General features: G+C 36.0%; 18 protein-coding genes and 1 riboswitch. Of the genes, 17 read left to right on the top strand and 1 reads right to left on the bottom strand.

What is annotated here, in order from left to right; genetic code table 11:
- Positions 1 to 174 precede the first annotated feature (174 nt).
- The 12 genes from ACEPXG_RS03600 (at position 175) to ACEPXG_RS03655 (ending at position 13,350) form a co-directional block, all read left to right on the top strand.
- Positions 175 to 1,449: a serine dehydratase subunit alpha family protein gene (locus ACEPXG_RS03600; RefSeq protein WP_391207593.1), complete on the top strand. Its 1,275-nt coding sequence runs from the start codon at positions 175 to 177 to the stop codon at positions 1,447 to 1,449.
- 23 nt (positions 1,450 to 1,472) lie between these two features.
- Positions 1,473 to 2,423 carry a thioredoxin-disulfide reductase gene (trxB, locus tag ACEPXG_RS03605; RefSeq protein WP_391207595.1) on the top strand — a complete coding sequence of 317 codons (951 nt, stop codon included), beginning with the start codon at positions 1,473 to 1,475 and terminating at the stop codon, positions 2,421 to 2,423.
- Between the two features lie 169 nt (positions 2,424 to 2,592).
- Positions 2,593 to 2,934, top strand: a complete 342-nt coding sequence (locus ACEPXG_RS03610) for a thioredoxin family protein (protein WP_391207597.1) — start codon at positions 2,593 to 2,595, stop codon at positions 2,932 to 2,934.
- A 46-nt stretch (positions 2,935 to 2,980) separates the two neighbouring features.
- Positions 2,981 to 3,331 (top strand): thioredoxin family protein, encoded by a 351-nt coding sequence (locus ACEPXG_RS03615; protein WP_391207599.1) that lies wholly within the window; start codon positions 2,981 to 2,983, stop codon positions 3,329 to 3,331.
- Positions 3,332 to 3,441: 110 nt separating this feature from the next.
- The gene (locus ACEPXG_RS03620; RefSeq protein WP_391207601.1) at positions 3,442 to 3,783 is read left to right on the top strand and encodes a thioredoxin family protein; all 342 of its coding nucleotides are present in this window, start codon (positions 3,442 to 3,444) and stop codon (positions 3,781 to 3,783) included.
- Between the two features lie 32 nt (positions 3,784 to 3,815).
- Positions 3,816 to 5,204, top strand: coding sequence for a TldD/PmbA family protein (locus ACEPXG_RS03625; protein ID WP_391207603.1), 1,389 nt, complete (start codon positions 3,816 to 3,818; stop codon positions 5,202 to 5,204).
- Positions 5,205 to 5,207: 3 nt separating this feature from the next.
- Complete coding sequence (locus tag ACEPXG_RS03630) at positions 5,208 to 6,560, top strand: TldD/PmbA family protein (protein ID WP_391207605.1); 1,353 nt, start codon at positions 5,208 to 5,210, stop codon at positions 6,558 to 6,560.
- 132 nt (positions 6,561 to 6,692) lie between these two features.
- Positions 6,693 to 8,444 carry an ABC transporter ATP-binding protein gene (locus tag ACEPXG_RS03635; RefSeq protein ID WP_391207607.1) on the top strand — a complete coding sequence of 584 codons (1,752 nt, stop codon included), beginning with the start codon at positions 6,693 to 6,695 and terminating at the stop codon, positions 8,442 to 8,444.
- Positions 8,445 to 8,475: 31 nt separating this feature from the next.
- Complete coding sequence (locus ACEPXG_RS03640; RefSeq protein WP_391207609.1) at positions 8,476 to 10,239, top strand: ABC transporter ATP-binding protein; 1,764 nt, start codon at positions 8,476 to 8,478, stop codon at positions 10,237 to 10,239.
- Positions 10,240 to 10,329: 90 nt separating this feature from the next.
- Positions 10,330 to 10,842, top strand: coding sequence for a hypothetical protein (locus ACEPXG_RS03645; RefSeq protein ID WP_391207611.1), 513 nt, complete (start codon positions 10,330 to 10,332; stop codon positions 10,840 to 10,842).
- Between the two features lie 359 nt (positions 10,843 to 11,201).
- On the top strand, positions 11,202 to 12,527 hold the full coding sequence (locus ACEPXG_RS03650; protein WP_391207614.1) for a sensor histidine kinase: 1,326 nt from the start codon (positions 11,202 to 11,204) through the stop codon (positions 12,525 to 12,527).
- Positions 12,528 to 12,606: 79 nt separating this feature from the next.
- Positions 12,607 to 13,350: a LytR/AlgR family response regulator transcription factor gene (locus ACEPXG_RS03655; RefSeq protein ID WP_391207616.1), complete on the top strand. Its 744-nt coding sequence runs from the start codon at positions 12,607 to 12,609 to the stop codon at positions 13,348 to 13,350.
- A gap of 128 nt (positions 13,351 to 13,478) precedes the next feature.
- On the opposite strand, the gene ACEPXG_RS03660 is transcribed toward ACEPXG_RS03655, so the two are convergent.
- Positions 13,479 to 14,588: a signal peptidase I gene (locus ACEPXG_RS03660; RefSeq protein ID WP_391207618.1), complete on the bottom strand. Its 1,110-nt coding sequence runs from the start codon at positions 14,586 to 14,588 to the stop codon at positions 13,479 to 13,481.
- Positions 14,589 to 14,845: 257 nt separating this feature from the next.
- Between ACEPXG_RS03660 and ACEPXG_RS03665 the strand changes: the two genes are divergently transcribed.
- The 5 genes from ACEPXG_RS03665 to ACEPXG_RS03685 all read left to right on the top strand — a co-directional run bounded on the left by ACEPXG_RS03665 (position 14,846) and on the right by ACEPXG_RS03685 (position 19,972).
- The gene (locus tag ACEPXG_RS03665; protein ID WP_391207620.1) at positions 14,846 to 15,412 is read left to right on the top strand and encodes a hypothetical protein; all 567 of its coding nucleotides are present in this window, start codon (positions 14,846 to 14,848) and stop codon (positions 15,410 to 15,412) included.
- 335 nt (positions 15,413 to 15,747) lie between these two features.
- Positions 15,748 to 15,831: riboswitch (cyclic di-GMP riboswitch) on the top strand.
- A gap of 57 nt (positions 15,832 to 15,888) precedes the next feature.
- Positions 15,889 to 16,458: a hypothetical protein gene (locus ACEPXG_RS03670; protein WP_391207622.1), complete on the top strand. Its 570-nt coding sequence runs from the start codon at positions 15,889 to 15,891 to the stop codon at positions 16,456 to 16,458.
- 46 nt (positions 16,459 to 16,504) lie between these two features.
- Positions 16,505 to 17,626, top strand: coding sequence for a DUF5305 family protein (locus ACEPXG_RS03675; RefSeq protein ID WP_391207624.1), 1,122 nt, complete (start codon positions 16,505 to 16,507; stop codon positions 17,624 to 17,626).
- Positions 17,526 to 19,331 carry a sensor histidine kinase gene (locus ACEPXG_RS03680; RefSeq protein WP_391207626.1) on the top strand — a complete coding sequence of 602 codons (1,806 nt, stop codon included), beginning with the start codon at positions 17,526 to 17,528 and terminating at the stop codon, positions 19,329 to 19,331. The genes ACEPXG_RS03675 and ACEPXG_RS03680 overlap by 101 nt, the downstream gene beginning before the upstream one ends.
- On the top strand, positions 19,328 to 19,972 hold the full coding sequence (locus ACEPXG_RS03685) for a response regulator (RefSeq protein WP_391207628.1): 645 nt from the start codon (positions 19,328 to 19,330) through the stop codon (positions 19,970 to 19,972). Before ACEPXG_RS03680 ends, ACEPXG_RS03685 begins: the two co-directional genes overlap by 4 nt.
- The last annotated feature ends 403 nt before the right edge of the window (positions 19,973 to 20,375 follow it).

Genomic DNA, 20,375 nt, shown 5'->3' on the forward strand with positions numbered 1-20,375 from the left:
TTATGTCTAAAATATCTCAGACACAATAAGCACGAATTCTACCATCATTGTCCAAACGTATTGAGGTTATGAGCAAAAAAAGATACGATTTCATTACGTAAGTACTGAATCATTGAAATAGTAAAATTATTGAATGGTAACCTTGATAAGTAGTAGAAAGGGCGGTTATAGCGGATGGAAAAAAATAAAATTTTAGCGATACTAGAAAAGGAATTAGTTATTGCGCTTGGGTGTACGGAGCCAGTTGCTATTGCATTAGCAGCTGCGACTGCTAGAAAGCATGTGAACGGTGCCATACAAGAACTTGTGGTAAAAGCGAGTGGCAATATTATAAAAAATGCAAAGTCTGTCGGTATTCCTGGAATGTCAGGGAAGGGATTGGATTTTTCAGCAGCCATAGGAGCAGTTGCAGGGAATGCGGATAACGGGTTGGAAGTGTTAGCTGGTCTTACGGCAGAGGATGAGCGTGCAGCTTTTAAATTGATACAAGAGGGAAAAGTGAAAGCGAGTCAGGCGGACACACCGAAGCGATTATATATTGAGGTTATTGTTCAAACAGAGAGTGAGCACGCTCGGGTCATCATTTCAGACAATCATAGTAATATTTCGTTAATAGAGGTTGATGGAAAGGCAGTATTCCGAGGTGGCTGCGAGAATAGTAGTGTTCAGTCAGGGGAAGAGAGTCTAGACAAGTTAACGATCGATGAGATCTTTGAGTGGGTACTTGAAGTAGATATCCAAGACCTCACAGTTGTCAAAGAGAGCATTACCTTAAATCGTGTCATTGGAGAAGAGGGGCTTACTGGTAATTACGGACTGAATGTAGGAAAAACGATTCGAATGAACGTGGAAAAAGGAATATTATCCGATGATTTAGCTACTGCTGCTATGTCTCTTGCTGCTGCAGGATCAGATGCAAGGATGGCGGGTTCAACGCTCCCGGTTATGGCTAATACCGGTAGTGGTAACCAAGGAATTGCGGTGACGTTGCCAGTCGTTGGAGTTGCAGAGAAATTACAAGTATCAGAAGAAAAAATGATACGTGCGGTTGCACTAAGTCACTTGGTAACGATTCATATTAAATCAAAATTTGGTAGACTATCTGCATTATGTGGTGTGACAACTGCAGGGATGGGTGCGAGTGCAGCAATCGTGTATTTACTTGATGGCTCTCTCCAACAAGTAAAAGCGGCGGTTCAAAATACGATCGGAAACGTGTCGGGAATGATTTGTGATGGAGCAAAAGCGGGATGTGCTATGAAAGTTTCTACTAATTCCAATGTTGCAGTTCAATCTGCTTTATTAGCCTTGAATAACCAAGAAATTAAGTCAACAGACGGATTTATCCATGATGATGTAGAAAAAAGTATTGAAGCATTTTGTACACTTGGAAACGAAGGAACAAGGCAAACAGATGAATGGATTCTAAAGTTAATGATGGAGAAGTAACAACTAATTAGGAGTGAAGGAAAATGACAGAAGAAAAAATATACGATGTAATAATTATTGGAGCAGGACCTGCTGGAATGACGGCAGCTGTATACACTTCTCGTGCCAACTTGTCTACTTTAATGATTGAACGTGGTGTACCAGGCGGACAAATGGTGAATACGGAAGAAGTTGAAAACTATCCTGGGTTTGAACATATCCTTGGTCCAGATTTATCGAAAAAAATGTTTGCACATGCGAAGAAATTTGGTGCGGAATACGCCTATGGAAATCTTAAAGAAATTATCGATGGCAAAGAATATAAAACAGTTATTGCTGGATCTAAACAATATAAAGCCCGGGCTGTGATTATTTCTACGGGAGCAGAATACAAAAAACTTGGTGCGCCAGGGGAAAAAGAACTTGCAGGCCGAGGTGTTTCCTACTGTGCAGTTTGCGATGGTGCCTTCTATAAAGGAAAAAAACTAGTGGTAGTAGGTGGAGGAGACTCTGCTGTGGAAGAGGCTGTGTATTTAACGCGATTTGCAACTAGTGTCACGATCGTTCATAGAAGGGAAGAACTACGCGCGCAAGCTATTTTACAGCAACGAGCATTTGACAATGAAAAAATTTCGTTCATATGGAATCATACCGTCAAAGAAATTAATGCAGTAGAAGGCAAAGTGGGAAGTGTTACGCTAGCCTCTTCTAAAACAGGAGAAGACCAGGATGTTCCAGTAGATGGCGTATTCATCTATGTAGGTATGCTACCGCTATCCAAACCGTTTACAAACATAGGAATCACGAATGAGTTTGGCTACATTGAAACCAATGAACGAATGGAGACAAATGTACCTGGTATTTTTGCAGCGGGTGATGTTCGCGAAAAAATGCTTCGTCAAATTGTTACTGCAACTGGTGATGGTAGTATCGCAGCGCAAAGTGCTCAACACTACATCGAAGAACTTATAGAAAGCATGAAAGTACAAGTATAAAGAGCGGTGTTTAACCGAATGACAGAATGAACAAGAAAAAGACCATCATTGACATAACGTATTGAAGTGGAGCAAAAAAAAATATACAGTCTTAATATGGTTTCTGAATTATTAGAAACAATAGTTAGTTTAAAATATACAGAATACGATTTCAGGGGGATTTGAATAAATGTCATCAATTAAGAGTGTTACTATAAATGAATTTCAAAAGGAAGTTTTAGAATGCGAACTTCCGGTCATCGTGGACTTTTGGACAGATAATTGTGGACCTTGTGAAGCAATGGTACCTATGCTGGAAGAATTTTCAGAAAAATTAGAAGGTAAATTAAAACTAGTTAAATTTCATGTACCCATTGAAGAAGTAATAGATGAATCAAATGAAATTGTAAAAAAATATGAAGTAATGGGCTTTCCGACATTTCTTATTTTTAAGAACGGTGAACTGGTAAAATCTGAAATTGGCGGGATGGAAGAAGAGTATTTTCAGAGCTTTATAGATTCAGCTTTATAAGGTTTACATATTTTTAAAAAATTTAATTCCAAAGGGGAATTTTAACATGTCAAAAGTAATTTCAATTACAAAAGAAGAGTTTCAAAAAGAAGTAATAGAAATGGAACTTCCAGTATTGGTCCAATTTTGCACAGATGAGTGTGGTCCATGTGAAGCAATGGAACCAACTTTAGAAGAATTCGCAGAAACTAGTTTTGGAAAAGTAAAAGTAGTAAAACACAATGTGACGTATGAAGACGTTATGGAAAAGCTAAGCGATGTAGCTATAAAGTATGAAATTATGAGTTTCCCAACAATGTGCATTTTTAAAGATGGCGAAGAAGTAAAGAGATTCATCGGGGGACTATACGATGACCAACTACTTGAATTTGTAAAAGGAGAAGTTACGGGTCTCTAAGTATATCTAGTCAGTAAGTGGTGAATGGAAGAAGCATTTCAACACTTTATAAATGCTGCATTATTCCAGTCCTATTTGGAAAATCAACAACAAAAAGGAGATAAATTAATATGTCAAATGTAATTTCCATTACAAAAGAAGAATTTAATAAAGAAGTACTAGAAAGCGAACTTCCAGTATTAGTAGATTTTTGGACAGATGGTTGTGGACCATGTGAAGCAATGGTTCCGGTTTTAGAAGAAGTTGCAGAAAACCTTGCAGGAAAAGTGAAAGTAGTTAAACACAAAGTAACTTATGAAGATGTAGTTGAAAAACAAAGCGATGTTGCTGTGAAATATGAACTGATGGCTTTTCCTACTTTAATGTTATTTAAAGATGGCAACGAAGTGAATAAATTTATCGGCGCTAAATTTGAAGATGAACTACTAGAATTTGTGAAAGAAGTATTATAGATCTCTGGTCATAAGAGATAAGGAGTGAAAACATGCTACAACAATCAATCGTAGAGAACGTGCTACATGCATCACTTGAAACAGGTGGAGATTTTGTGGACATATTCTTAGAAGATAAAAGAAATACTTCCCTAAGCATGATTGGCGGCGTACTGGAACAAGCAATTTCTGGTCGAGATTTTGGGGTTGGAATTCGAATTTTGAAAGATGAATATTCCGTTTATGCATATACAAATGATGCAAGTGAGGAAAACTTAATCCGAGTCGCACGTGCAGCAGCACAATCGATTCGCAGCAATCCATTAAACCTATCTATAGATTTACGTAAATCTATTATTGATAATAAGCATCATATTATTGTGTTGCCAAATTCCGTGTCAAAAGATAGAAAAGTAGAATGGTTAAGACGTGCGAATGAAGCAGCAAAAGGTTATGATCCTGTAATTACACAGACAATGCTTTTTTATAGTGATTCGATAAAAGATATATTAATCGCAAACTCAGAAGGATTGTTCGTTGAAGATCGTAGAAGCTACAATCGTCTTGGTATTAGTGCGATGGCTGAAAAAGATGGACAAAAGGAATCGGCATTCATGGGTCCAGGATTTTTCGGTGGATTAGAGAATATGGAGAAATTAGATTTCGAAGCACATGCACGTGAAGTTGCTCAAAGTGCTAAAACAATCCTGTTCGCAGATCATGCACCTTCAGGAAATTTCCCGGTAGTCATTAATAATGGTTTTGGTGGAGTAATTTTCCATGAAGCGTGTGGTCATGGTTTAGAGTCACATGCTGTATCAAGAAATGCTTCTATTTTTGCGGATAAACTAGGTGAACAGGTTGCATCTCCACTCGTAACTGCCTATGACGATGGAACACTCCAAAATACATGGGGTTCTTTAAATATAGATGATGAAGGTATGAAAACTCAGAGAAACCTTCTAATCGAAAACGGCATATTAAAAGGCTATCTCATAGACAAAGTTGGAAGTCGCAAAATGGGAATGGACCCAACTGGTTCTGGAAGACGTGAATCGTATAAATATGCGCCAACGTCAAGGATGAATAATACATTTATTGCTCCTGGAACTTCAAGCCCGGAAGAAATCATCGCAAATACTGAGTATGGGATTTATGCAAAGCACTTAGATGGTGGCTCCGTTAATCCAGCGACAAGTGATTATAACTTCACAGTGAGTGAGGCGTATATGATTCGAGATGGTAAGATCGCTGAACCAATCAAAGGTGCAGCATTAATTGGTAAAGGTATTGACACATTGAAGAAAATTGATATGGTTGGAAACGATTTAGAGCTTGGTATTGGAATGTGTGGGGCAAGTAGTGGTCAAGTTCCAGTTACAGTTGGTCAACCAACAATCAGAGTGTCTGAACTAACGGTTGGCGGAAGAGGGGGTAACTGATTAATGGAAATCACTGAATTTCAACACGAGATTTTTCAACAAGGGAAAGAAATAGGTTTTAGTGAAATGGAAATTTATTTTTCTTCTAGTAAGGCCATCTCGATAAGTGTCCATAAACATGAAATTGATGAATATACCATCGTTGAACAAGGTGGCGTTTCACTCCGTGGATTATTTAATGGACAAATGGGTTATGCGTATGCGGAAAAAGTTGATCTTGACTCCATTTCGCTATTACTGGAAGAGGCAATGAGCAATGCGAGGGTAATAGAAGTAGAAGATTCGGAAGATTTATTTGAAGGGTCTGACGAATACGCTGCTCCTAGACCATTTTCAGAATCACTAGCTGAGATAGAAGCAAGCCAATTAATCGAAGCTGCCTTTGAAATGGAAAAAACAGCTTTGGAATTAGATGACAGAATTGAGAATGTGAACTACTGTGGAGTATCGAAAGTGGTAAGTGAATCATTGATCGCTAACACAAAAGGGTTGCTTTGCCAATCTAAATCTTCCTATGTTTCCGCGGAGATTTACTTGCAAGCGAGTGAAGGAACATCAATGGCAACAGGCGGAAAATCCGATTTTACGTTCGTTAAATTTTCAGATTTGAATTTTAAAGAAATTGCTAAAAAAGGTGTCGAAGAGACTGTTTCAAAATTACATGCAGAATCGCTTGAAACTGGCGATTATCCTGTCATTTTACGCTATGACACAGCGACTGACTTGCTTGGTTCTTATCTAGGTTTATTCTCTGCCGAATCTGTTCAAAAAGGCTATTCTAAGTTTAAAGGAAAGCTGAACGAACAGGTTGCGGGTGATAATATTACATTGGTAGATGATCCTACAATGACTGGTGTAGTTGGATATGCATCATTTGATTCAGAAGGTTATCGGACAAAAAGAAAAGAAATTATTAAAAATGGTCAGTTATTAACCTTTATGCATAATCGTAAAACAGCCAAAAAAGATGGCATAGAGTCAACAGGAAACGCAGTTAAGGGTGGTTATCGTGGAACACTTGGAGTGGGTCCATATAATGTATACCTGGATCCTGGTGAGTCCTCTTTAAATGAAATGATTGAAAAGATGGATAAAGGAATTATGCTTGTCGAGCTTCAAGGGATGAATGCTGGAATTAATGGAGTAGCAGGTGATTTTTCAGTAGCTGCAATTGGATTCCTAATTGAGAATGGAAAAATTACTCGCCCAGTTGACCAAATTACTGTAGCAGGAAACTTCTTTGATATCCTCCATAATATTGAAGAAATCGGTAATGATTTAGATTTCCGAGGAAGTGTAACCATTCCATCTCTTAAAATAAAACAACTCTCATTCTCAGGTAATATACAATCCTAATACAAGATTGGCGTGCTTACACGGATGGTCTAAACGACTAAGTTGTACGCCTTTCTTAAGGTTTTTTTTAATCTATATTATCTGAAAATTAAATAAATAGAAGAGATTTTACACGATGAGGGGGAAATATCTTTGGAATTATCAAAAAGAAAACTTAGAAAAGAGAAAGAAAAAGGCATTTGGAAAGCTTATTTTAAACTTATGTTTAAAGCAAAATTACCGTGGGGATGGTTAATTGGTGTTATAATTCTAAATCTTATCGCAACTTCACTTTCTCTTTTATTCCCTCAATATATTACAAAAGTATATTCCGGTGTTTTTACAAAAACAGTTATTTATGGGGCGATGGCGGTTTTAATCGCAAGAACAATTATGGATGGAATTGTTGGCTATACCGGCAAACTATTATTATACAAAATAGATATGAGTTATCGTGGGTTAATTTGGGAGCGTCTTATGCATTCCCCACTTTTCATGTACGATAAAGTGAAGCCTACTGAAATGACCAGCCGTATAACAACAGATGCGGGGACAATAAGTCGAGTACTTGGAGGATGGTTCCCATCATTCATCTCGATGATCTACTCTACCATTGCAACAGTAGCGATATTATTTACGTATGAATGGCGTTTAGGTCTAGCTGTAATGATCTATATTCCTTTTTACCTTACTTTCAATCTTTACTACGGAAAGTGGAATTATCGTGCAAATAAGGTAGCGTATAATCGACTTTCCAACCTTACTCAGTTTCTTTCAGAGTTGCTAATGAGTGTCCCGCTTATTAAGACTTTTGTAACGGAAACAAAGGAAGATCAAAGAGGAAAGACACAACTAGACAACTACTATAAAGCAAATTTACGAAGATCAATTGTGGCCTGGATTGAAAACCCAGTATTTGCAGTCTTAGGTATTATTCAAGAAGCCTTTGTTATTGGTTATGGTGTGTATTTAGTGAAAGATGGCTCCATCACAATGGCTCAATGGATTGCATTCTTCTCGTATGTGGGGATGTTATGGCCAACACTGACAATATTCATCTATTTATATATGGATATAAAAAGTAGTCAAGGTGCGACAACTCGAATTGCAGAGCTGATGGATAGTCCATTAGAAGAGTATGAAAAAGAGAGCGCTATTACAGAAATAAATAGTGAGCTAATTTTTGAAGATGTTTCCTTTGGCTACGGGGATAAGAATGTCTTGTCGGATATTAATTTCTCGATTCCATCTGGAAAACTTACAGCAATCATAGGACCGAGTGGTAGTGGGAAATCTACTATTCTTGCACTTATCCAGCAACTGTATCAACCTAATTCTGGGAAGATCTCGTTGTCTGGTAATTCGATTGACAAGTATCATTTAAATGATTGGCGTAATCTATTTAGCTATGTTGCACAAGACAGCCCATTAATTTCTGGTACCATTCGTGAAAATATCAGCTATGGGGTTGAGCGTGAAGTAAGTGATATTGAAATTGCCCAAGCGGCCGAATTAGCTAATGCACTTCAATTTATTAAAGAAATCCCAGGCGGATTTAGTGCAGATGTTGGAGAAGGTGGAACAAGTTTATCAGGTGGACAACGTCAAAGAATTGCAATTGCACGAGCAATTTTGCGAAATGCACCAGTTCTACTGTTAGATGAAGCAACGGCTAGTCTTGATAGTCAATCAGAAAAAGCGGTCCAAGATGCGATGAAAGTATTAATGAAGGGTCGTACAACCGTGATGATTGCGCATGATTTGTCAACCATTCGGGATGCGGACCAAATTGTTCTTATAGACTCTGGAAAAGTTGATGGTATTGGAACACATGAAGAGCTCATAGAAACAAATGCGCTATACCAATTATTTATAAAGCTTCACTTAGAGGCATCAGCGAGCTAATGTTTTCAATTCAACTTTTTAGGGGGAATAAATGATGCAAGAGGAAAAAAAGCATAGTTATAGAGAGTTTTTTAGGCTTATTTTCAAATCTAAGCTGCCATGGCATTTATATATTTTCGGATTTATTGCGATGATTGCCTCAACAACTGCTGGACTTAGTCTACCGGTCGTTTCTACCAAGATTTTTGAAGGGAAAATTTTTGACCTTGACATCGTTTTGAAATACCTTGGTATATCTGCAGCAGCGTTTTTATTGGCGAGTGTTTCAGCGTTTTTTGTATCCGTTTCTGCACCAGCTGCAAAACGAAGTATTCAAAAGACGATTTGGACGAAAATCATTAATATGCCAATGCGACAATATAAAAAGCAACCATCTCAACAACTCATTAGTCGCGTAACAGTAGATACGGGGTTTATAGATAGTGTCGTTTCAGACTTTAAGGCACTATTAAACTCAACATACGGACTCATTGGTTCGTTTGTTATTATGTACAATATGAATGCAAAGCTAACATTAGCGTTGCTTCCCGTAATTCCGTATATTTTTATCGTAACGGTTGTTACCGGACATTATACGCAAAAAACACAATCAAAAGTGCAAGGGCAATTTTCAGGTGTTACGGCATTTTTTGCGGAAAGATTACCGAGAATTCGTTTAATCAAATCTTTCGGAAAAGAACATGGGGAAATAGAGAAAGGACATATTGCACTGAAGGAACAGTATTTTGCAGAGAAAAAACGTGCATTTGTTGATTTATTTGCAGAACCCCTTAGAAGTAGTTCTCAGGCTGTCATACAAGGGACGACACTTATTTACGGTTCTTACCTTGTAAGCCAAGGAGAGTTAAAAGTAAGTCAAGTTATCGCATTTTTTATGTATGTGTCTTATATTCATACGGCTGTATTGAAATATAGTTTATTTTGGAATAATTTGAAACAAGCCAAAGGTGCTTCTGATAAAATCTCAGCTCTTTTAAGTACAGAGAGTGAGGAGTTTAAGCGGAAAACTTCATTTGACCAAGCTTTTCAAAAAGATGGAAGCGGTTTGGTATTAGAGAATGTATCCTTTAGCTATGAAGATAAAAACGTATTATCCAATGTTAACCTCACCTTTCCAACAGGTAAAATTACCGCGATTGTTGGGCCAAGTGGAGGAGGAAAGTCTACCATATTCAATTTACTTGAACGCTTTTATGAACCGAATGTCGGTAGAATTGTATTAAACAATACACCTGCAGAAGATATCCATCTGGATGAATGGAGAGAGTCCATATCTTATGTATCCCAGTCCAGTCCACTTATATCTGGAACAATTCGTGAGAACATCCTATATGGGGTTGAGAGTGAAGTAAGTGATGAACTTCTGAAGGAAGCTGCAAGAATGGCGGATGCACTTGAATTTATCGAAGAGTTTACGGATGGCTTTGAAACAGAAGTTGGGGAGTTCGGTTCCAAATTATCAGGTGGCCAGCGCCAACGTATTGCAATTGCTCGTGCGTTTATTAAAAATCCAAAAATATTATTATTAGATGAAGCGACAGCGAGTCTAGATGCTCGCTCAGAGCATGCCATTGACAAATCGATAAAGGATTTGACGAGTGGACGAACGACCATTATGATTGCGCATGATTTAAATGCTGTAAGGGATGCCGATCAAATAGTTGTAATTGAGAATGGGAAAGTAAGTGGTGCAGGTAACCATGAGGAATTGCTTGAAACGAGCCCAATCTACCACAAACTAGTTGAAATCCAACAAGAAAAAGAAGCAAAATTATTTGTTTTACAACCTAGCTAACAAATAGCTTTTACTGTTTATGATTTATTTGGTTATAATGTCGAGATTTCGATGTTTAACATAAAAAAATAATTTATTGGGGGAAGAAAGATGAAAAAATTATTACCATTATTAATGCTAATGCTAACACTTACATTTGTATTAGCGGCATGCAACGATGACAAGAAAGAGACTGGAAATGCAGATGCAGAAGCACCAAAAGAAGAACAAGTTTCTACAGATGAAACTACGGAAGTTAGTGGTGAGATAGTAGACCCAACTTCAGTAGACAATGAATTTTTTAAAACTGTAGAAACGCTTTTAAAGGAAAAAGGATATGATGTTGGAGAACTTAAAGCTACTGACCACGGATTTTTTGGTGCAAAACAAGCTGTGGCAATGGAAATTGATGGAGAAGACATGCTTCCATTACAAATTTATGATTTAGATCCAGCTGATGAGAACTTAGTTAAGGCGAAGGAAACAGGAATGGGAATGGCTACATTTGAAGGTGAACAAGGGGAAATTCCAGTTTTAGCAATTGACCACTACTATTTCTTCCTTGGTGAAGGACATCCTGCCCAAAAAGATATTTATAAACTTTTAGAAGAAACTTATAAGTAAGTTTCTCGTATAAACGAAGCCGATTGAAATCGTTAGGTTATAAAGCCTTTTATCTTTTACCTAGAAATAGTAGGGGAGGATGAAAGGCTTTTTCTATTGGATTTCGTCATCTAGGAAGGACTAATACGAATGCTGCACGAACTAATGAAACGTCATGCTTGTTATTCGGAAAAACAACGCCTACAGCTTTTCTCTATATAATGTATAATGCTAAATAAGCGTGTAAAAATTGAATATTGAAGGTTCATTTTGGCTATTGTATAATATGTAATAATCTGTGGAAAACAATGATGGAGCGTTACGGTGTATCACGAACATCCATCTGAAATTTTTTATGTAGATAGAGAGAAGGTGATAAGATGAGTTGGGAAATTTCTACTTCTATCTTATCGATCATTATTAAAATAATTGAAATCAATACCGGCCTTTTCATTGGATTCTCATTAGTAGGAATTGACTTAGTTAAAAATGTTAGAAAATTGACGTTAGTCAGTCTTTTTGGAGGGTTATTATATTATGTAGGTCAATTTGTTGATGAAAGTCATCTACTTTTCATCTTTATTTTTATCGTTCTTACACCAATTGCTAAATATTATATAAAAATATCTTTTGCCCAAACAGTCGTGGCAATTCTGCTTTCTTTGACATTTGATTTGATGGTTATCCATCTAGTAGAATATAATTTTTTTGATCTCCTTTTACAAGTAAGTCAAGAAAAAATGGACATCGGGATAAAATTTTCACTAGATATATTCATTGGTTTAAATAATGTTTTATTTTCTCTAATTGTCTATTATAAAAAACCGCTCCTATTCTCTGAAATATTATTTCAAAAAAAAGTACCAGGTGATAGTCCTGAAAACTCATATCGATTTTATCTACACTTCGTAGTGTTTCTTTTACTTGTTTTAAACTTAGGGCTTTATTTGATGACGTTGGAAATGGGTCATCTGCGATTGTATTTTAGAATCTTGCTATCTATATGGAGTATCATTGTTTGTATCTCTTTGCTGTTCTTTTTAAGGAACGCGATTAATAATAAATATGAAAGAATGCAATTTTTTCTCGATAAACAATATCAAAAGGATTTGCTCTCTTTTTATAGTATTATTCGATCCCAAAGACATGATTTTAACTTTCATTTAACAGCTATGTATGGATTAATACAAAATAAACGATATGATGATTGTAAAGTATATATTGATGGTATGGTAAAAGATGCGTATGAAATAAATGACCTCTTGCCGCTGCATCACCCTGCAATTGGGGCAATGCTTAATGCATTTAAAGAGTTGGCTGCGGACAAAGGTATTAAAATTAATTATTATATTCTGGATGATTTACGTAATATGCCTTGCTCGGTTTATGAGATGAATAAAATATTAGGTAATTTAATACAGAATGCCATAGATGAATATGAATATCCAAAACAAGCACAGAATGTGATCGAAGTGGAAATAAAGAGTGAAAAGATGAATCTTGTAATTGTTGTAGGAAACTCGACAAGTGTGATGGAGGAAAGTCTTAATCATATTTTTCAAATTGGTTATTCTACAAAGCCAGCTCACGAAGGGTTAGGACTTCCAACAGTTCAAAAAATAATCTCAAAATATAACGGTGTTATTTACCCGGAACTTGAAGAAGGTTTTATATCTTTTGTAGTGAAAATCCCTTTCTCATCTTAAAAAAGAAAGATAAAAGACGGATCTTCCAATCATGTTCTAGTTTTAACGTACAGATAATATCTATGGGGGAGGAACGGTCATGTTAGTAAATGCTTTAATAGTGGACGACGAACAATATTGTATAGAAGCTTTAAAAGCTTGCTTAGAATCTTTCCCGATGATTAAGGTGATAAAAGAAATCCACTCTGCAGAGCAAGCGCTTGTATTTTTAGAAGAAGGAACGGTCCAGTTGGTCTTTTTAGACATTGAAATGGAAGGGATGGATGGTTTACAGCTTGCCCACCTGATCGAAGAAAAATATCCCAATATGATGATCATTTTTACGACAGGATACCCTGGATTTGCGCTTGAGGGCTACGAGGTACACCCTGTCGACTTTTTAACGAAGCCGGTCAATATTAGTCGTTTAGAAAAGGCATTAAAAAAAGTAAGAGAAATCGTGTCTGTTAATGGTAGTGAAAAGAAACAAAAAGTAGGATTGAACCTTGCAGGTGGAATTAGAATGATCAGTGTGAAGGATATCCTATATATCGAAAAAAAGGGTAGAGTCATTACCGTTGTATGCAAAAATGATGAAAAGTTTACATCAAAGGATTCGATGAAAAACTTAGAATCCATCTTTAGTTCCTTCCATTTTTACCGTTCTCACCAATCATTTATCGTACCAATCCAACAAATAAAGTCAATCAAACCCGACAACTTTTCAAGATCCTATACGATCGTATTAAATGACGACAAAACGCTCATACCACTTAGCCGAAATAACTACCACGAATTGAAGGACCTACTAAAAGAAGATGCGAATGGTGTAACGATTAGTTGAATGGTATTTCGGATTGGTGTTGCGTCCCTCTGTCAGACTCAATTGTTCCCCAAATTGTGGCTGTCACAGGGACGCGTGTTACTAAAAAAAGAAGTAGCCGAAATTAAAATCTCGGCTACTTTTTGTTATCAAAATGGCAAGCTACTCATCAACTTATTCTTTTTCTTCCTCAAAACGGCCATCATTTTTCTTCTCATTTTGCCATCAATTAGTGGGTAAAGCATTAAAGGTAATCCAGGTAGTAAGGAAACTACTGCAAGTGCTAACCAATAACTTTTTTCTGCTAAAGAGTAAATAAGTGATGACGGTAAAAACGGATAAAATAATCCTACTTGAATAGATGATTGATACTTACCGGGTTTTTCAGCTTTTACCGTAAAAGTGGTTTCAATCTGCTGACCTTTTGCAAGGGGGATATTTGTATGGCTAACCTGAATTTGTTCATCGTTTGTTGTAATAGTGCCGATTAGTTTGAAGACGCCGCCATTACTAAGCTCTGATAATGGTCGAGTAACTTCGTCTCCAACCATTAAGATGCCCACTGCACTCCCCATTAAAACACCCTGAGTTGTATCAGAAACTTCATAATCTATGGTTAACCTTTGACCAGAAGCAATCATGGTCGAGCCCATAATAACGGAAATAGTTAACCCACCTATTATATAGATGAGTTGTAGCTCCAGTCCTTTACTTTTCTTTTTGCGTTTCTGACCAGATGTTAGTTCACCAACACCAATAATTACAGCAAGGATTACGGCGAAAATCGGTAAAATATACGGGTTTTTTTGATACTTTTCCATCCATAACGATAAATAACCTAATTTAGGAATGACAATAGGTTTTCCTCCTATTGTTAAGGCTCTTCCGGTTATCCATTCTCGTCGGATGGGACCGTCATCACCTAATTCCTGGTCTGTATAATCATTTGCATCCCCCTTCGTTGTATAACCTTCATTAGCATTTCCAGCCAATACTCTGTGAGCAATCCATCCTTTTGAAGCCAAACTACCTTCTTTAGATTTAAAAAATACAGTATCTCCAATTTCTATACTTTTCTTTTCTTTCATATTCTCAACAATTACCATATCCCCGCGTTCCCAAACAGGATACATACTATTCGAACGAATGACGGAAAGTAAAATCGGTTCTTTTGTAATAGCAGATCCAACTGAAGAAATTAGTGTTAATAAGATAGTAATGATAATTACGGTATTAATTACTCTAGATACTATTTTCATGGAATACCTCCTACCTTCTATTTTATTGCATATTCAGAAAAGTATAATTCCTCTAAAGTAGAACTAATATGGCTCAAAAGTATACCTTTCCTATACATCTGAACTAGTATTTAGTATAAAAAGTAGTAGATAAAAGTAGACAAGAGATATGCAAAAAGACCTCTTCCGAGTGAGGCTAACAATCTCAAATCCTCCTATACTGAGGTTAGTTCCAATAACGGTGAAGAGCCGAAAAAAACATTAGGAGGAATTTTTAAATGAAGATGAAAAAAGGTTTATTATCAGTAGTATTTCTACTAGCAACATCAAGTGCGATGGCGGCAATGTCGTTCTCAAGTGCAGCAGTAACAGCGGATGCAACATATTCGGTCAAGAATACAGATGAGTCATTACTGGCACTTATTGGTAACCCTTATCATAGCGCAACTGAAAATCTCAATGTGCATGGTGAATTGGTCCTGAATTTGGATAAAGGGTTCAATAAGAAAGCGTTTGGTGTTCAAGAAGAAAGTGTCTACTCTTGGAATAACATATTTTATATTAAAAATAACTCAGAAAACACGATTAAGGCAACAGTGTATGCCAAAGGGAGTGACACAGTAAGTCTAAGTTCACTTGAGTATGATACTGCTTCTAAAGAACTTAAGGCTCTTGCTGATCTTGATAAAAATAACTTGGAGATTCTTAATGGTTTTGGAATAGGTGAATCTACTTATACAATCCCGGCTGGAGGACAAGTTGGAGTAGATCTTACTTTACTTAACTACAAAGGTGGATTTGAAAACAATAAAAAAGTAGACATAATTGTTAAGGCTGTAAAATAAAAGAATATAATATTGTGATAGCTCTATGAAATACATAGAGCTATCTTTTTTATTGCACTGGTTAAAATACATATAAAAGCAATCACGCTCATACTATTACAAAAATAGAATGTTTTCCTCCACATTAGATGATGCATGTTTGTCTTAAGATCTGTGATGTACGTCCTACATTTATGAAGAATGAATTTACATATGCAACTCTCCTTATTAAACTGGAGCTATGTGAATCACCAATAGACATGACATCTTCTTTTTAGACAAAAAAAGAACCTAGAAAACCGCGTAGAATGACGTTATATTTGGAGTAATTTGGTTATACTGAACTATGAAAAGTAATATATAACGGAAACTGTGAAGTACATTCTGCATTTGGGCACCTGGGATGTATGGAGTTAATGGTGCAACCGGCCTGATTGTAATTGGATTTTTATATCCAATATAATTGGGCTTTTATTATGTAGTTAGGAGGAAAAGCATTGAGATCAATTTTATTACTATCGGGACTTTTTATATCTATTTCCTTACTTGTTATACAAAGTGATAGCTATTCAACAGCAGGAATAACGAGTGATGCAACAATTAGTCTGGTTCCAGAGGGGGAAGCTTTAATTGCAATAAACTATGATGTAGAAAATAGAAAAATAATGCTTACTAATAATATGGAAAAAACGGTATATATAGAAAGCATAAATCCAAGTGGTTATTTTGAACTTTTACAGGGAGTAATCGGATCTGGAGAAACGCTAGAGTTTGATGTTATTGGAAAATCACAGGATCTAAGTGAGCAGAATATAAGTATGAAAGTTCGTTGGAGTGAGGGAAGTGCTCTAATATCCTCAATGCTACCAATGTTTGCAGAAGAGCCAATAGAAGAATTGTCGGTAGAACCGGAAGAAGGCGAAGCCGAAGAAGAAGAATTAATAGAAGTAGGACCAGAAGAAACAGCGACACCTGAAGAAAACGAAGTTGAAGAGGCAGATGCTGAGGTAGAGGAAATACAAAAAATCGAAGAACCAATAACCATACAACCAGATACAAAAAAATAAGAACAAATAATTGAACAATGAATCGACAAAAAGAGGGGCGATAGAATTGAAAGAAGTCGTAGAAAAGTTACTAAAGCGAGATAAGAAGAAGATTAGTTTCATCCTATTACTATTACTAACTATGTCAGCAATTATTTCTGTATATTCTTGGTCAATGACAGCCTCCGAGACGAAACAAATAAACGAAAATGTGTCGCAAATTCAAACAAGCTATGATTACAAGGCAACACTTACACCCAATATCCTATATCCAAATGGAGGTACAGTGGAAGCAGGAAACACGATTATGAAGAAAATTACAAAAGAGATACCTTTTACTCTTCTATCAACTGTAAATTCGGAGGTGCCAGTAAGTGCAAATGTGTCCCATGAGGTAAATTTACTACTAAAAGCGGGAGAGTATTGGGAAAGATCTTTCCCTTTAGAACAAAAGAAGACATTTGAAAAAGCAGGGACAGAAGTGACTATTATTAATGGTAATTATAAAATTGATTTAGAAATGATTAAAAATTTTATTACTAAAGTAGAAGATGAAATAGGAGTAAGATCTGATAAGTATACGATGGAAGTTGTTCCAAATGTCCAAGGAACAATTAGTTATAATGGGACTGTGAAGAATATTCAAATGGAGGATCACTTAATTTTCCAGCTTTCATATGATGAAATTTTATTAGCTAGTGAGAAAGAATTTGCCTCTTCCATTCCATTTGTATCTACAAAAGTTAGTTCAAATACAATTAGTTTGTTCGGATTTGATACATCTCCAGTTCCTGTTCGTATCACGAGTACTGTGTTCGTTCTTCTTTTTGCCGTATTAATTAGTTATTTGAATAAAGACTTTGTGGCTAATCGAAAAAGGATTGTTCCATCTCAAGGGGAAAAAATTAATAAAAAGTATGGAAATAGATTAATACCAGTGTCCAATAAAGTAGAAATTGGTCAAAAATCGATCGTGGGATTAAATTCATTTAAAGCTATTATCCAAATTGCAGATGCAAAAGAGTTGCCTATTTTTTTCTATGAAAGTAAGTTGTATTTCATCATAGATGGGGATTATATGTATCAATATGAAATTAATGAAATGGAATTATCGCGAAGTCGCAGTAGAAGTCGAAGTAAAAATAGTAAAGATGAAACAGAGAGTGATCCATCATATGCACTGGAATAATCACTTTTATTCTTTACTACGTAAGAATCCTTCTAGTAAAACGCATCTGGTGCTTATATATCGATCTATTTCTCTTCTATTAACTTCTTGCTTTTTTTTATTAGGGCCACCGCAATCGTCATTAGTTTTTAAATTAGGGTTAGTTGTATCGCTTGGTGTAGCGGCTTGGATCTTAACGGATTTACAACGAAGAAATAGAGAAAATAATAAAATATTAAAGACGATTGTTTTAACTGAAACGATTGGTTTGACTTTATTACTCATTCCAACAGGTGGTATTGCAAGTCCATTTATATGGTATGCGCTGAATCCTGTATTGGTAGCTGCAAGTTTTCTAACTCCTTCCTTCTGTTGGTGGGTATTAACTTTCTATTTAAGTAGTGCGACATTCATATCCTATACTTTATTTAATACAAACAATATACTCCACATTTTACAAGAGAACTCCTATGTTTATCTAGTCAGTTTACTAACTGCCGTTCTTGTCATGTTATTTTCAGGTCTCATGAAAGGGATGGATTTGAAGGCAACTATACTAAAAAGTCAGCAAGAGGAATTATTACTTGTAAATAAAAAGCTTTCAAAAGCAAATGAAATGTATGCGGATACTTTAGAACATATCATGTCCCTTTATCACTTAATGGATAATTTTTCATCCAATAAAAACCCAGAAAAGTTAACAACAGAAATTATATCTTCTTTGATTAAATGTACCCAAAAAGAATCGGCTTTCTTTTGGTTAATAGATCTTCATCAACAGAAAAGTTATCTAGCAAATACAACGAACATTTTGAACATGGAAGAGGAACTTAAAAAAGAATGGCATCATATTAGTCAAAATAACGAATCGTTTATGGAAAAGATTCACAATGAATACTTTTGGATGAAAATCATTAGAACATCTAAAAATGTAGGGGTTGTCGGGATCAAGGTCAGTAGTTTCAGTGAGGTAAAAGATACTTACTTACTAAACCGCACATTTGAATTTATAGCAGAGCTTAGTGAAATCATGCTGGAGAGAATCCACATGGACCAAATGATGGATCAGTTAATTATCATTGAGGAACAAAATCGTATCGCCAATGAAATACACGACAGTGTTTCTCAGAAACTATTTGGAATTGTCTATTCATTGCATAGTTTACAAGTAAAAAGTCTGAATATTACGAAAGAAGAGTTGGGCAAGGAGTATCAATTTCTATCAAAGACCGCGAATTCGACTATAAAAGAACTAAGAGCAGCTATTTACCGACTCAGTTCGGTGAAAAAAGGAGAGAAGCCATTTTTAGTACTTGTCAAAAATTATTTGGTTGAATATGCCAAGCTAAATGATGTGAAAATTAACTATCAAATAACGGGAGATGAGTCTTTCATTCCTCCTAAACTAAAAACGGAGCTCTATCGAATCATTTGCGAGGCGTGTGGAAATGCAGTTCGGCACGGGGAATGTAGTGCGATGGAGATAAGGTTATCTTTACATGAGGAAAAAACATTACTTGTATTGCAAGACAATGGGATTGGATATAATCTGCATAAGCAGGAAGACAAACAGGAAAAGGGAATAGGTCTTTTTAACATAAGAAGTATTGTAAATTCATATAATGGAACATTCGTGCTAGACGGGATACAAGGAGTAGGAACAAAAATTCAAATAGACATTCCAAATGATAAAATGCTAAAAAAACAAGAGGTGCTTAGTTCATGAAGGTAGTTATTATTGACGATCATCCATTAATTAGAAAAGGGCTAAGATCATTATTTTCTTTAGATGAGTTAATGGAAGTACTTGGAGAAGCTACGAATAGAAGAGAAGCATTAGAACTTCTTCGAACAGTAAAACCGGATATTGCGATAGTAGATCTTCGTTTAGGGGATGACTCAGGATTAGATTTAATAATGGAGGCTTCTCGTGTAGGAATAACATGCAAATTTGTTGTGTTAACTTCCTCCACAAATGAAGAAGATTTTAACCAAGCGAAAGAAATTGGCGTAGCTGGCTATTTATTAAAAGAAGCTCTACCAGAAGAGTTACTACATGCTCTGCAAATGATAAACAAAGGACGTAAATACTACGATCCGACCGTATTAGATTTAATCATGAATGCAAAATCACCATTTGAAGAAGATGGACATATTGAACAACTAACGCCAAAAGAAAAAGAAATATTAATAGAACTTGGCAAAGGACATTCTAATAAGGAAATTTCAAAAACGCTCTATATAACCGAATTTACAGTGAAAAAACACGTCAGCCAAGTGTTCGCAAAACTAGGACTAGCCGACAGAACCCAAGCAGCCCTTTACGCAAATGCAAAAGGCCTAGTCAAATACGTCATAAACTCCTAACTGAAACTCCGGAATTATTACAGGAATTGTTACAGGTGCCAGGCACCTGTAACAATTTTGAAAACCACCAAGACGGTAGAGATTGCAAGGAGAGGAGCGATTTACCGCTTCTCTCCTTTAATAAATTCCCTTAAAAATTAATATATACAAAGATTCACAAGCCTTTTATCTTGATTTTGACCTGTCAGGTTCTAATACAGCTCTGACAAAATAATTAGAGCAAGCAAGGGTGGGAGGATGAACTCTTTCCTACTAAAAAAAAGTTTAATAGGGGAGGATGTGGTCCCACTTTATGAAACGGCAGGAAAAAATAAACGACAAAATTTCGTCAAGGTGAAATGACTTTATTGATAGAATATTAATGTTTACGACAAAAAATGGATAGATAGTTTGGAATCCTACA

This window comes from Psychrobacillus sp. L4, assembly GCF_042944905.1.
Taxonomy (GTDB): domain Bacteria; phylum Bacillota; class Bacilli; order Bacillales_A; family Planococcaceae; genus Psychrobacillus.